Origin of the sequence: Calothrix sp. NIES-2098 (assembly GCF_963875125.1) — a bacterium.
Taxonomy (GTDB): domain Bacteria; phylum Cyanobacteriota; class Cyanobacteriia; order Cyanobacteriales; family Nostocaceae; genus Aulosira.
Genome location: NZ_CAWNKJ010000001.1, coordinates 8,490,758 through 8,504,882 on the forward strand (window position 1 = coordinate 8,490,758; position 14,125 = coordinate 8,504,882).

Annotated in this window: 10 protein-coding genes; 6 read left to right on the forward strand and 4 right to left on the reverse strand. The window is 40.3% G+C overall.

All coding sequences use genetic code 11. The features are described 5' to 3' along the window. The first annotated feature begins 40 nt into the window (after nucleotides 1-40). From AACU33_RS35675 to proB, 6 genes are all read left to right on the forward strand, one after another. Nucleotides 41-247 carry a hypothetical protein gene (locus tag AACU33_RS35675; protein WP_096594957.1) on the forward strand — a complete coding sequence of 69 codons (207 nt, stop codon included), beginning with the start codon at nucleotides 41-43 and terminating at the stop codon, nucleotides 245-247. Nucleotides 248-472: 225 nt separating this feature from the next. Then, nucleotides 473-1,711, forward strand: a complete 1,239-nt coding sequence (locus AACU33_RS35680) for a GNAT family N-acetyltransferase (protein ID WP_339376467.1) — start codon at nucleotides 473-475, stop codon at nucleotides 1,709-1,711. 28 nt (nucleotides 1,712-1,739) lie between these two features. Further along, the gene (ruvX, locus tag AACU33_RS35685) at nucleotides 1,740-2,189 is read left to right on the forward strand and encodes a Holliday junction resolvase RuvX (RefSeq protein ID WP_339376468.1); all 450 of its coding nucleotides are present in this window, start codon (nucleotides 1,740-1,742) and stop codon (nucleotides 2,187-2,189) included. A 144-nt stretch (nucleotides 2,190-2,333) separates the two neighbouring features. Further along, nucleotides 2,334-2,906: a DUF3727 domain-containing protein gene (locus tag AACU33_RS35690; RefSeq protein WP_096594959.1), complete on the forward strand. Its 573-nt coding sequence runs from the start codon at nucleotides 2,334-2,336 to the stop codon at nucleotides 2,904-2,906. A 565-nt stretch (nucleotides 2,907-3,471) separates the two neighbouring features. Next, on the forward strand, nucleotides 3,472-4,011 hold the full coding sequence (locus tag AACU33_RS35695) for a YqeG family HAD IIIA-type phosphatase (RefSeq protein ID WP_096594960.1): 540 nt from the start codon (nucleotides 3,472-3,474) through the stop codon (nucleotides 4,009-4,011). Between the two features lie 269 nt (nucleotides 4,012-4,280). Continuing rightward, nucleotides 4,281-5,390, forward strand: a complete 1,110-nt coding sequence (gene proB / locus AACU33_RS35700) for a glutamate 5-kinase (RefSeq protein ID WP_096595504.1) — start codon at nucleotides 4,281-4,283, stop codon at nucleotides 5,388-5,390. Nucleotides 5,391-5,607: 217 nt separating this feature from the next. On the opposite strand, the gene AACU33_RS35705 is transcribed toward proB, so the two are convergent. The 4 genes from AACU33_RS35705 to AACU33_RS35720 form a co-directional block, all read right to left on the reverse strand. Next, entirely contained in the window at nucleotides 5,608-7,290 is a 1,683-nt protein-coding gene (locus AACU33_RS35705; RefSeq protein WP_096594961.1) for a response regulator, read from the reverse strand. 246 nt (nucleotides 7,291-7,536) lie between these two features. After that, on the reverse strand, nucleotides 7,537-10,521 hold the full coding sequence (locus AACU33_RS35710) for a GAF domain-containing protein (RefSeq protein ID WP_096594962.1): 2,985 nt from the start codon (nucleotides 10,519-10,521) through the stop codon (nucleotides 7,537-7,539). A gap of 634 nt (nucleotides 10,522-11,155) precedes the next feature. Then, nucleotides 11,156-12,625 carry an ABC transporter substrate-binding protein gene (locus AACU33_RS35715; RefSeq protein WP_096594963.1) on the reverse strand — a complete coding sequence of 490 codons (1,470 nt, stop codon included), beginning with the start codon at nucleotides 12,623-12,625 and terminating at the stop codon, nucleotides 11,156-11,158. 72 nt (nucleotides 12,626-12,697) lie between these two features. After that, entirely contained in the window at nucleotides 12,698-14,089 is a 1,392-nt protein-coding gene (locus AACU33_RS35720) for a serine/threonine-protein kinase (protein WP_096594964.1), read from the reverse strand. Between the last annotated feature and the right edge of the window lie 36 nt (nucleotides 14,090-14,125).

Here is a 14,125-nt window from a genome sequence, read left to right on the forward strand (position 1 = left end):
AAAACTGCACAAGACTAATTAAAGGAGAATACCAGTGGCAATGGAATCAAATCTCTTAACGGGCACAAGTGTAGTAAATAATGAAGATTTCAGCGAGTATGTGGCCCATTTACAACTACACATGACTTTACAAGCTCGCAATCTGGTTCCACCCCTGAAACAAAACTTAGAAGATAGCCGAGAGCAATTACTCCATCAAACCCAAGCCTACTTTGAAAAATTAGCATCTCGGCAAGGGTTAGTGTAGATTACACAATATTTTTATTAAATTCACATAAAATAGAAGCAGATATGGTTGATTAATGCTACCAGTGTTATCATCAAATCTGCTTTTTTTATTTATTTGCAGTATTTAGTTATCAAGATCACTCTTTTGGATCGCTACCAAGTGGCGGAAAGCCGCTAATATTATTATTGCAGCACTTACTCAGCAAGAGCAGTTAATTAAGGCTTAATAGCGGCTCGAATTAAAATGACTTCATTACTTCCTCGAAATCTCAGCGTTATCATCCGACCTGTCCAATATCGGGATCTGGACGGTATTGAACGCCTAAATCAAGAGTCATTCGCGGCCCAAACTCCCAAAGGAGCAGATTTTGCCACACGCCAGATGCAATGGCTGCGACGCTGGTATGGCTTTTTAAAATTTTTGAGTTGGTTTCCTAACCCGTTACAATACCTGTTCTGTTCCTATGTAGCAGAGCAAGGGCGGATGCTTCTAGGAATGATTCAAGTCTCACCTTTTAACCGCACGCGCAGTACTTGGCGGGTCGATCGCGCGATCCTAGACAGTGCTACTGATAAACAAGTAACTGGTTCCCAACTTTTACGCCATTGCTTTGAGTCGATTGTCGAAGCACGTACTTGGATACTAGAAGTAAATGTCAACGATTTAGAGGCGCTAGCACTATATCGGCAAAATGGATTTCAGCGTCTGGCAGAGATGACCTACTGGGAAATCGAACCCGAATTGTTGACTGAATTAGCGCAAGCAGAGCCAGACTTGCCTAACCTCCTGCCTATAAGTAATGCTGATGCCCAGTTGTTATATCAACTAGATACCGCATCCATGCCGCCTTTGGTGCGTCAAGTGTTCGATCGCAACACCAGAGACTTCAAAACTAGTTTGTTTGGGGCCTTAAGCGATGCTGTCAAACAGTGGGTCACGAAAACAGAAGTAGTAAGTGGCTATGTGTTTGAACCCCAACGCAAAGCAGCTATTGGGCATTTTCAGGTACAACTAGATCGTAAAGGTAATAGCCCCCACGTAGCAACGCTGACAGTTCACCCCGCCTATACGTGGCTTTATCCAGAGTTGCTCTCGCAACTAGCGCGCATTGTCCAAGATTTTCCCCAGCAAGGTTTGCAACTAGCTTCCTCCGATTATCAGCCAGAGCGAGAAGAGTATTTAGAACGAATTGGAGCTAAACGCATAGAACATACTCTCATCATGTCTCGCTCAGTTTGGCACAAGCTACGGGAGTCTAAATTTGTCTCCTTAGAGGGAATTCAGTGGCCAGAAGTTTTGCAAGGGCTGCAACCGGCGCGTAAACCCATACCAGGGGGTATGTCATGGACACAACAAGTTCAAAAGCGATCGCAAGATAGATCGATACCCACGAAATCAGAACCTGCGGCTTTTGGCAGTAAACCTTCTAGTTTAGAAGCATCTTGTCAGCCTGAGTCAGCGGATGCGCAGCCAGAGAAATAGTGTGACAGTCTAGGAGCGATCAAAGCCATTGATTTCAGCATTAGGATTAGATTTAGGAAGCAAGCGTATTGGCGTAGCAGGTTGTGATGGTACGGGCTTAATAGCTACAGGTATCACTACGATTGAGCGCACATCCTTTGCGCAAGATGTCGAGCAACTCAGACAAATAGTTCATGATCGCCAAGTACAAGTGCTAGTCATTGGCTTACCTTATTCAATGGATGGCTCTTTAGGATTTCAAGCACGTCACGTGCAAAAGTTAGCTACCAGGCTTTCTAAAGCTTTAAATCTGCCAATGGAATACGTGGATGAGCGATTAACTTCCTTTCAAGCAGAGCAACTGTTAAAAGCGGAGAATCGCTCGCCATCACGCCACAAATCTTTGATCGATCGCAAAGCAGCTGCACTAATTTTGCAACAATGGCTAGATGCTCGACGAGCGAAATCTCAGAGTTCAGCAATAGCTATTGAGTATTGATACCTTTTAACATGATATTCTGAAAACTGTTACCTGGTATTTGTATATATGTATCAAGCTATTTATTAGGCATTATGTCCTTAAATAGTTGTGCAATTTTCAAATTCCAAATTTACTGGTATTTATAAGTTCCATACCTCGGCTATGTTTTCTTCTCAATTTCCCGACGATAATGATAACGCTCAAGCTGGCTCCATCAGTTTGACAGACGACAAAGGGCGCACCCTCGATTGTTATATTGAGCATTCTCTCTCAGTTGATGGGCAAGAATATGTTTTACTTCTACCTGTTGATTCACCTGTAGAAATTTTTGCTTGGCAAGGTGAAGACGAAGAAGAAGAGGCTGTTCTGGTAGAAGATGATTTCACCATTGAAAAAATTTTTCCCACTGCCCAAGCTGTTTTATCGGAGCAGAATTTAATATTAAAGAATACTGCCTATGCTCTAACAGTTGCGGGTGAGTTACCTCCTGTAGAAGAGTCTGAACTCTTCACCTTAGAAATCGAAGATGATGAGGCAGATTTAGAGCCAGAGCAATTACAGCTACTAGCTAGTTTCTACGATGAAGAGCAAGAATATGCAATTTACACACCTCTAGATCCACTGTTGTTTTTTGCTCGTATCTCAAAAACAGGTCAGCCTGAATTACTTTCTCCTGAAGAGTTCCGCAAGGTACAACCATTGTTAGAAGAACATCTTTTTAATGAGGTTGAATAATATTAAAAATTCAAAATTAAAATATTACATTTCTTAATTTTGAATTTGATTGTTTAATTCACTCACAAAAGAGTTATCTCTTTTGTTAAGAGTCAAACATTTCGCCTGACGCTCGTTTTATAAAATTTTGTCTCTTGTCTATTGCTGTTAGGGTAGCTATCAAACAGCAATTTACCCATTGTTTTTTATTCACAACCTGGTTTGTAATTTTGGGTTACAAAATTCCCTATTTTCAGGTTTATCTAGAAAAAAGTTAAGTGTTTCCATAGGACTTTTATCTGATTTTTAAAATCTACTTATAGGAGGTAGTAGATAGCATGAGTTTAAAGCTTCAAGCATCTAGCATTGCGCACTACCTAGCCTATAATTAAGCTTCAAAATTAGGTAATTTTTTCAAAAATAAACTGGATGGCTATATTTTGTAGAAAATACTTTTAGCACAAATATGCTCTGTCGTATTCAAAAAAATACTAAATATTTGTTGTCAAAATTAACAAAGTACAGCAATATTAATTATTCTTAAGTAAAGTGCCACATAAAATTGGGCTAATCTTGACTCTTGAATATGACCTGGAATAACCTCTTGCAGCCAGACTTGATTTTAGAAGGTTCAATCTTAAACCTGACACCAGATATTATCCGGCAATATGGATTGAAGGGATTGGTGTTGGATGTAGATGAAACTCTAGTACCGATAAGAGTAGGGGCAGCTTCATCAGAATTACGAGAGTGGGTAGAACAAATCCGCAGCTCTACTGTTCTTTGGTTAGTGAGCAATAACCTGAGCGAAATGCGGATTGGTGGAATTGCTCGGTCTCTTAACCTACCTTATTACTTGGGTGCTGCCAAACCTTCACGACGCAAAATTAGAGCAGCACTGAGGGCGATGAACTTACCAGTTCATCAAGTGGGGATGGTAGGCGATCGCTTGTTTACTGATGTCTTAGCAGGTAATCGCTTGGGAATGTTTACCATCTTGGTTGAACCCATGATTCACCCAGATGTAGCTCTGCGCTCTCACCCTATCAGAAACTTTGAAGTTTGGGTATCAGAAGCCTTAGGAGCTTCGATCGCTCCCAAGTATACAAAAATTCACAAAGATTGATAATAAGTCAGGAAAGTAAATCTAAAAAAATAATTAAGGAATCTTTCGCAATCAAAAATATCTGGGATTATAAGTATTAATAAGATGGGGTCAGCCAAAAAAGACCCTAGCCCATAACAAATACATATAAAACTGTAAAGCGTCAGCCTTCACTTATAGAAGACCTGGCGCTTTAAAATTTTTTTAGTCCTTTGTCATTTGTCCTTTGTTGGGTGATTTAGCCACTAATGACCAATGACTCATGCCCAATGCCCAATGCCCAATGCCCAATGCCTCAAACAATCGTCGTCAAAATCGGCACTTCTAGCCTGACTCAACCAGAAACCGGACAATTAGCACTTTCTACCATTGCTACGTTGGCAGAAACACTTTCTGATTTAAAACGCCAAGGTCATCGAGTGATTTTGGTGTCCTCTGGCGCTGTGGGAGTGGGTTGTGCGCGCTTGGGCTTAACCGAACGTCCCAAAGCGATCGCTCTCAAACAAGCAGTAGCAGCTGTCGGACAAGGGCGATTAATGCGGGTTTACGATGATTTATTTACCACTTTGCAACAGCCGATCGCCCAAGTTTTGTTAACTCGTAGCGACTTGGTACAGCGCAGCCGCTATCTCAACATCTACAACACCTTTCGGGAATTGCTGGGATTAGGAGTGATTCCGGTAGTTAATGAAAACGATACGGTAGCGGTGGATGAGCTAAAATTTGGCGATAATGACACGCTTTCTGCATTAGTTGCGAGTCTAGTAGAAGCAGATTGGCTATTTTTGCTCACTGATGTCGATCGATTGTACTCAGCCGATCCCCGTTCCGTTCCCGATGCGCAACCGATCGCACTAGTAAGTAGCATTAAAGAATTAGCCGAATTACAGATCCAAACAGGCTCCCAAGGTTCCCAATGGGGTACAGGCGGGATGGTGACGAAAATTTCGGCGGCGAGAATTGCGATCGCGGCTGGCGTGCGGACGGTAATTACTCAAGGGCGATTTCCCCGCAATATAGAGAAAATCATCGCTGGAGAACCTCTAGGTACGCACTTTGAACCGCAACCCGAACCCACCTCAGCCCGTAAACGCTGGATAGCTTACGGCCTCATACCTGCTGGAAAATTATATTTAGATGCAGGTGCGATCGCGGCCATTTCTCAAGCTGGAAAATCCTTGTTAGCGGCTGGTATTAAAGCAGTAGAAGGAGAATTTGACACTCAAGAAGCCGTGCAATTGTGTGACAGCAATGGTAACGAAATTGCTAGAGGATTAGTAAACTACAACAGCGAAGAACTGCAAAAAATTCGCGGCTATCATTCACGAGAAATTCCCCAAATTTTAGGCTATGCAGGTGCAGAAACTGTAGTTCACCGAGATAATTTAGTTTTGACTTAAATTACAGATGCACCTGTAAAAGTTGATGTTTTAGATATCGAAAATAGCTTGGCTGATTTCGATAATAAGAACTGTAGACATTACGCTTTTTTAGTACATGAATAAATTGCAGAAAATTCTTTAGTATCCTGCATTTGATTGATTTTACCCACAATTTTTTCTCAACTGATATATAGAAGATACATCAGTATTTGACAATTTCAAATTCAAATTGTTATTAGCAAGAACTTTTCTGTTCCACAATCAACTTTAAGGCTGCCAAAAATTCTTGCTCAACGTAAGGTTTTGTAAAGTAAGTGGTAGCTCCTAATTGCATTGCTAACAGACGATGTTTATTAGTGTTGCAAGAACTGAGCATCACTACGGGAATTTTTGCTAATTGCGGCTCTTTCAGACGATAGCTGAGAAACTCAAAGCCATTCATATTAGGCATTTCCACATCACAAATTACCAGTTGGATGTGAGAATTCTGCTGTAACTGGGCGATCGCTGCTTGTCCATTTTCTGCCTGTAAAACTTTGTAACCTACTTTTTGCAAAGCCAAGGATACAATATGTCGTACGCTATTAGAATCATCTACGACTAGAATAGTACGTTGTTGGCTGACGATTGCTGTGTTTGGGGAATCGAGCAATTTCGCCGTGACGTTAACCTCTTGAGTTTGGTCAATTGTCTGCTGCAACAGCGCCGCCACATCAATCACTGGTAATAGACTATCTTTCCAAGTCGTACAACCATAAACATAATTGGGAAGTTTGGCTTCTGATTCTAAAGGCTGGATGATTAACTCTGGTTCTGCAATCAGCGATTCAATTTCTGGCTGTAAGGCGAAAATTTGCGAACCTTGTCTGAGTATTAATATTGGCTCAGGCTGATGCTCTTGATACTGAACTGCACTTAAAGCTGGGTTAGTAGTTTTTTCCGGCGCTAGATTTTCATTGCTGAGTAGTTGGGAGAGTTGATAGGTGGGAATAATTTTTCCCTGCCAATGTAAAAACCACTTTTGTTGGGAATAAATAATTTGGTCGGCTTTGGCAACTAAAATTTCTTCAACGCTGTTGGAATTAATCGTGAAAATAGTACGATTTGTTACCCAGACAAATAGCTGAGAAGTTGTCAGCTTTCGCGGTGTTGTAGGGATGCAAGTATTTTTGGTTACAGCTGCAACTGACTGAGGAATATCTTTTTTGACAATACTTTCGTAAGCTGCACGCCAACCTGCCAAAGCGATCTGCCCGATGGTTTGAGCAGCTTGCGGACTTGTGTGCAGGGAAGTTATCGTAATTTGAGCGATCGCTACAAACTCAGAGAGTTTTAATAATTCCCCAAAACCTAAAAATACCTCTGCCTGTTGTATCAGTTGTTCTACTAACTGATTAGCTTCCGATTCAGCCAGAATCATTTCTAGTGTTTCTAAAGCTTGTGTCACCTCTGTGGTAGGAATCAACTGAGATACATCTAAATTAGAGCTTTGAGGAGTAACTGCTGATGGTTTATGGGTGAGTCTAGCTTCTAAATGCGCAAAAACTGGTTCTGCTTTCGCTAAGGCACTAGCGATATCATCAGGTTTGGCTTGAATTTGAGCTATCAAAACTAATCTTAGATAATCGTTAGCTTGTAGGAGCGAAGTTGTTAGCTGAGAGTCTATGAAAGTATTTTCCAGCGACATAAACCGAAAAATCTTCTCCAAACGATGAGCTAGAGTTTGAATGTCAGTTAAATTAACCTGGCTAGCTGTACCTTTAATAGTTTGGGCAGCTCGTACCATGTGACGAATCTTGGCAGAAGTATAGTTATATGGAAGTTCTAGTATTCCGTTGTGAATTTGCTGTAGAAGTTCTGAGACTTCTTGAACAAAGTCTTGGTCAAGATTTTCTTGGATACCAAAGTCAAGAACCATAGCTATGTTCCTGTATTTAAGTAAGAGGGAATAAATGTTGAATGAGTAAAACAAAATACTCAAACATTTGAGCGCCGCTGAATCAGAATATAAATTTTTTAGAAAAGAAGTTAGAGAGCATCACAAAAGAATGATTAATCAAAAATTCAGTTGAGGGTCATTGCTTGCTGAAAACAAGAATTATTTCGACAGGTGCAGCGGGAGGTAGAAAGCTTCTTTGCTCTATTCTGCCTTCTACCTCCACCTTTATGAAAATTCTTGTGTAAATGTCTCCAACTGAGCTAATGACTCTGCCATTGCTAAAGCTTGCTCGGAAGTCTGATTGGCAATAGTAGCAACTTCCAAAATAGATTGGTTTGCAGAGTTAGAAGTTTGGGCTTGGATAGTAGCAGCTTGTGTAATACTGGCTACTAACGTTTTTATTTGATTAGTGACAGCGATCGTTTCATTAAGTTGCTGCTGAGTTTCTTCTACCAATTCAGCACTACTTTTAACCGATTCTGCTTTGGACTGGATGGTAGCAATAATTTCGTGACTTTCTGTTTGAATTCTCGCCACAAGTGGTTGAACTTCTGTAATCTCAGATTCTAACTCATGTACTAAAGAAAGTACTTTTTGTGCGATCGCGGCAAATTGTTGACCAGCTTCTCCAGTACGAGATGCTTCCAGTGCTGTGTGCATAGCTTGGAGTTTCATCTGCGAGATTACATTACTCATAAGACTGACTATTTCAGCTAGTTTTTGAGAAGGTTGCTCTATAAGGTTGACTTTTTCAGCAGCTTCTGAAACACTTGCTTGGATAGCACAGATACTATGGAAAATTTGGTTCATTAACTCATTTTCGTATTGCACCTTGTGACTAAGCTGCTGTTCTTGAATTTCTATTTGTTGGGCAGAAAGAATCATTTCTTGAGCCGAATCACCCAACATTTGAATTTGATTGTAGATGGAATTTATAGATTGCATCTGCTGAAGAGCAACTTCTGTGGAAAGGGTTTGCACTACTTTATTACTAGTGTTGAGCAGTTCCGAGACTTGCAAGCGGAGCTGTTCTTGTTTTTGACGCTGCTGAACAGAAGTTGCCTCCGCCGTTTGGTATGCTTGTTCTACCTGATTGAGAAGTCTGGCATGGTCGAGAGCAAATCCTACTTGCATAGCGACTTGAGCAAATAAATCAATCTCAGACTGCTGCCAATTACGGGGAGCAGAACATTGATGTGCAATTAATAAGCCAAATAGTTGGTTATCTTTGAGAATAGGTGCGACTAAATTGGCTTTGACAGCAAAGGGTTCGAGTTGATTAATATGGCACTCAGTCAAACCTGCTTCATAGATATTACTGATAGCTTGCACGCGACCAGCTTGGTACTTTTCGACAAAACCCTGTACAAAGCAAGGGTCTTTGATGTTTGCCCACAATGCTTTGGGAAAACCAGGAAGCACTGATTCTGCAATTACGGTGCCATACCAGTTGGCATCAAAACCATAAACCATGACGCGGTCAGTACTAATAGCTTTGCGAACTGCTTCAACGGTGGTTTTCAGAACATCTTCTTCGTTGAGCGTTTCTCGAATGCGGCGCGTCAAGTCTGCTAGTAGATGAGTTCGTACGCTTTCAGCATCAATTCGCTGAAGTAGTCTTGCGTGGTCGAGAGCAAATCCTACTTGCATAGCAACTTGAGCAAACAAATCAATCTCATATTGCTGCCAATCGCGGGGAGCAGAACATTGATGTGCAATTAATAAGCCAAAGAGTTGGTCATCTTTGAGAATTGGTGCGACCAAATTAGCTTTGACAGCAAAGGGTTTGAGTTGATTCAGGTGACACTCAGTTAAACCTGCTTCATCAACATTACTGATAGCTTGCACTCTACCAGCTTGGTACTTTTCTACATAACCTTCGGCAAAACAAGGGTCTTTGATTTTAGCTCGCAACGTTTTGGGAAAACCGGGAAGCACTGATTCTGCAATTACGGTACCGTACCAATCAGGATCGAAACCATAAACTATGACGCGGTCAGTGCTCATTGCTTTGCGGATTTCTTCTACCGTGGTTTTGAGAACATCTTCTTCATTAAGTGACTCTCGAATCCGACGAGTAATATCTACAAATACCTGAGTTCGATCGACTTGGGAATTTACTTGTTCCAGCAGACTAGTGTAGTTGAGAGTAAATCCTACTTGTGTAGCGATCTGGGCGAACAAATCAATCTCAGACTGCTGCCAAAAGCGGGGTTTAGCGCACTCATGGGCAATTAACAAACCGAATAATCGATCTTTTTGGCGAATTGGTGCGACTAAATTTGCTTTGACCGCAAATCGCTCTAACAAGCCGATGTGACAATCAGTGAGATTTGCTTGATAGATATCATCAATCGCGACAACGCGCCCATCTTGGTATTTTTCAACATACTCTCCTTCAAAGCAAGGGTCTTTGACAGTAGCCCATAAAGTTTTTGGTAAACCTGATGCTACTGATTCTGCGACAAAGATTCCTTGTCCATCGGGATTAAAGCGGAAAATCGTGACGCGGTCAGTGCTGAAGGCGTTGCGCACTTCTTCAACGGTGGTTTTGAGAACATCTTCTTCATTGAGGGATTCCTGAATGTTGCGGGTAATGTTCATCAATACTTCGATAGGTTCAGCTTCGCCTTCTTGTTTCCACAGCAAATCTGGCAGCTTTTTTTTGATTAAACTGATGTTTTTCTCTAAAACAGCTAGTTCGTTTTTGCTAGCGATCGCTGTGTGAGTCCCGACATTTTCTGGCAGTAGCCTCTGCACAATATTATTAGAGAGCGCCACCGCATTCAGGAATGGGCGAATGGCGCGATTAGCTAAAATTGCAGCGATCGCACCCACCAATAAAGTCATTCCCCCAGTTCCAATTAACAACAGCGATAACTGTTTTTGTAGTGCTAGTTTAGTTGCTGTTAAATCTTGAGCGCTTACTTGTTCTGTCTGGGGAATCTGCTCTTTAATTAGTTGGTTTCCAACGTAGTATGTTATACCTCCAATTGCCAGTATAGGGAGCATACTAATGGCACAAGAGCAAATTGTTGCTTTGGTTTTGAAGCTCCAATCTTGCCTTCCGACTTGCTGAGGATGAGAAATTTGAATTATTGTGGGGCGTTTTGAACTATCTATCTTAGAGTTCTCTATGTCTTTTTGACTACCCTGTAACTGATTAATTTTTCTTTTGCCAACTTGCTTTCGCGGAGAAGACTGAGTCATATAAAGTCAGATAATTCTACAAAAATTCTTCAGAAAAAAAGAGCCGTCGCCAGAGTCATTTCATCAACTAAGTTGCTAGGGTAGTGCACTTATTTAGGATTACTGCTGTGTCTAAAGTAGAGTCAAAAAGCCCAAAATTGTCTTTGTTATACATAAGACTTTTGGATAAAAGCGTATTTTCCACGAACTGAGGCAAACTAGAGCTTTGTAATACGGTTACAAATAGCTCTCAAAACCTGAAGTCGCTTTGTCTTCACTCTTGAGACTTTTTGCTGTGCCTTAGTTTTTGATGCACCTAATTTATACTTTTGTGTATTTAGTATATTAGTGCTTAATTGAGCAGAAGTATATTCCCTAATACTATTTTGAGTTTTAGTTTGAGATGTTAGATTGAGGATTGCCTTCTGAGTCTGGCTTGCGTGAATTCATCTGTCACCATAAATTTTCAAATTGATATAATTTTTGCAATTATTATATACAGCAAGTTGCTGTGTATACGTATGACAAAAGTAGAGTTTTTTCATACTCAAGAAAATATATACTGAGACACTTTTAATGTATAAAAAATAGGTGCCAATCTGATTGAACACCTGAGAAAAATTCCAGAATTATGGGTATAAATAAAAACAATATTTTATTGTAAGAGCACAAAATCATAGCCAGTACTAGAAGCACAAGGCTTACCAGATTCACATGGCTGAATTTTGACTAAAAAGACTCCACCTTGGCGATCGCCTGATGGTGAAAACTGAATTTTACCTGTTGCTCCCATCGCTGAAAAATTAGGATTAGATAGCACCTTTTGCAATCCTTTACGAGTACTATCTTCTTTCAAACCAGCGATAATTACTTGCAGAGCATCATAAGCTGTTGCCGTTCTCGGACTTACATCTCCACCCCAAAGTTTAGCGGCTTTCTCGGCAAAGGAATTACCTTTACTCATATTACGATTAGCATCTCGATGCCAAGGTACAGATATCACCATCCCTTTGATATCTCCTTGTCCATACTTTAAAATCTTTTCACCATAAAGCTGTTGAGAACCAAAAAGCGCTAGTCTACCTCTATTCTCTTTCGCCACATCCAGTGCAGGATTAATATTATTGATTCGCGGAATCAGAAGTATGGCTTCTGCGCCATCGCTGGTGGCCTTAGCAATAAAATCGCTAGCTCTAAAATTAGCTGCTCCTAAATCGCAATCTGTAGCAGTAACTTTTCCTCCAGCTTTACCTATTAAATCGGTATATTCTTTGACAATTTCTTGATTTGATCTTTCCTGGTTAGATGTCTCTTGAGTGGTTCTAAATGAAGAATCTCTGCAAATAGCTATATTAGTGCGGCGTTCTTTTTTGACAATATATTCAGCAAGAGTTTGATTAAAAATATTACGATTCGGGCTGACATTAAAGACATATTTACTATCCATCAGAAACTGTGCTTGATTTTGTCCAGGCTGAGTTCTACCGCTGCTTGGAGATACTCTCACCAAACCACTCTGTTGATAAAGCTTGTTGTTACGCCCAAACCCTACTACTGCTAAAAGATTAGAGTCTTTAGCCAGTTCAGTATCTATCTTCTCCAAATCTCCAAAATTATTTAAACTGGCAATTTCCAGTTGCAATGGTACGCCATTAATACCGCCACTGCTATTTACTTCTTCTTGAGCTTGTGCTACTCCCCGCAAAGTTTCTTTTGCTTCATTCAAGCTACTACCAATTGACGCAAGAACGCCTACTTTGAGAGATTTTGATCTGCCAATTTTGGCATTATTCAAATAAATTAATGTCTCTGGGTCATTGCGCTGGCTTTGCAAGGATGCTTGAAATTTGATAATAGCAGTGCCAAAATCTCCAGCTTTAAAAGCATTTACTCCTGCTACTTTTTCATCTGTTTTATCTGCTGTGACTAAAATTTTATCACCTATACTCATCCATTCTGGAGTAGATGCGATCGGCATTCCAGAGGAATTTACCATTGAGGGTGTTGAAGGCGTTGAGATTGGTTTAGAAGCAACTTTGCTTACTAACCATAAAATAACTGCTACCATTACACCCGCTATTCCCAGAGAGACTAGTAACCGTATATTCTCATCCTTATGTGTCATAAATAACTACCCCTCTTAATTAGATAAATTTATCTAAATACGGTTTAACAAAAGGTAAAATCAATTACAAAATCAAAACTGTTTAGTAATTAATTTGTCTACGATCTGGGATATTCCCATGAGGATAAATGCTAATAAGCCAGCCAGCATAACTAGTAAGACTACAATTATCAATCCATTAGTTCCAGACTGTAAAGGATTGTTTATTTGCCAACTGTGGAATATATAGACAATGAATAAGTTTGTAATTACAGCAATAATCAATAAATAAGTTTTTTCAAACAAAGAGCGAGATTGAGTAAAGATTAGAGCACCTAAAATTATCAACCATAATCCCGAACTAATCAAAGTAGTCCCTAGAAAGCTGAGGAGGGTGATAGCTAAAAACGAACTACCTGAACCGACAATCACAACCCCAGGCAATAATTTTCTCATAGAGAAATGTGTGGCTGAGGGAGTAGGCTGTGGAATCTGTGGCTGTGGTGGTATGACTTGCTGTGGCGAGATAATGGTGTGAGGTACATTCCAATGTGGAGCCATCTGAGAATTTAAATCTTGTAAAACTTCTCTGGCTGACTGATAACGCTGTTCGTGGTTTTCTTGCAATAACTTATCCAGAATTATCTCTAATTCCTGACTAATCGGTTGGGTCATGTGGTTGCGCCAACTATTAGTCCAGCTAAAGCCTTGTTTCATCCATAATTGCGAGGGAGCAATATTAGTTAGTAGATGAAAACAAGCTATTCCTAAACTGTAGAGATCGCTAGCAGGATAAGCTTCTCCAAACTGAATTTGTTCAATTGGTGCATAACCTAAAGAACCAATAATTGTCCCTGGTGAAGTGTCGATTGTTTCAGTCTTTTGTTTAGACACACCAAAATCAATCAACACTAACTTGCGTTGGGCTTCGCCCTTGCCGTAGGCATCGCGTTGACGACGAATAATATTTTCTAGCTTAATATCTCGGTGAATTACCTGTTGCTGATGTATTAATTCCAGCAAAGGTAACAAATCATTTAATAATTGCCGAATTTTTATTTCATCAAATATTCCCTGCTGTTTTAGCTCCTGCAATAAATTTTGACCTTCTATTAATTCCTGTACTAAATATAAGTAGTCATACTCTTTAAAATAGGCAAACAGTGTAGGAATTTGGTCGTGTTTTCCCAATTCTTGTAGGCGTTTTGCTTCTCGCTCAAACAACTCAGTAGCTTTTTTCTGGGCTTCACTACCACCGCCACTATAAAATTGACCGCGAACTAGCTGTTTAACAACACATGGTTCATTTAACTTATCTACATCCTCCGCTAGATAAGTACGCGCAAAACCTCCTCTACCCAATGGTTGGATAATACGGTAACGATTTCTGAGTAGCGGTACTAACCCTGTTCCACAACTTAAGCAAAAATTTGAACCGTCAGGATTTAGAGGATTCGGACAATCGGGATTTAGGCAGCAGATCATAGAAGTGTTGCTGTCATTTTATGCACAATTAAAATA

Excerpts from the sequence above, each read along its gene's own strand:
- AACU33_RS35675 (WP_096594957.1), top strand. The coding sequence starts at position 41 with ATGGAATCAAATCTCTTAACGGGCACAAGTGTAGTAAATAATGAAGAT.
- AACU33_RS35680 (WP_339376467.1), top strand. The coding sequence starts at position 473 with ATGACTTCATTACTTCCTCGAAATCTCAGCGTTATCATCCGACCTGTC.
- AACU33_RS35690 (WP_096594959.1), top strand. The coding sequence starts at position 2,334 with ATGTTTTCTTCTCAATTTCCCGACGATAATGATAACGCTCAAGCTGGC.
- AACU33_RS35695 (WP_096594960.1), top strand. The coding sequence starts at position 3,472 with ATGACCTGGAATAACCTCTTGCAGCCAGACTTGATTTTAGAAGGTTCA.
- proB (WP_096595504.1), top strand. The coding sequence starts at position 4,281 with ATGCCTCAAACAATCGTCGTCAAAATCGGCACTTCTAGCCTGACTCAA.
- AACU33_RS35705 (WP_096594961.1), bottom strand. The coding sequence starts at position 7,290 with ATGGTTCTTGACTTTGGTATCCAAGAAAATCTTGACCAAGACTTTGTT.
- AACU33_RS35710 (WP_096594962.1), bottom strand. The coding sequence starts at position 10,521 with ATGACTCAGTCTTCTCCGCGAAAGCAAGTTGGCAAAAGAAAAATTAAT.
- AACU33_RS35715 (WP_096594963.1), bottom strand. The coding sequence starts at position 12,625 with ATGACACATAAGGATGAGAATATACGGTTACTAGTCTCTCTGGGAATA.
- AACU33_RS35720 (WP_096594964.1), bottom strand. The coding sequence starts at position 14,089 with ATGATCTGCTGCCTAAATCCCGATTGTCCGAATCCTCTAAATCCTGAC.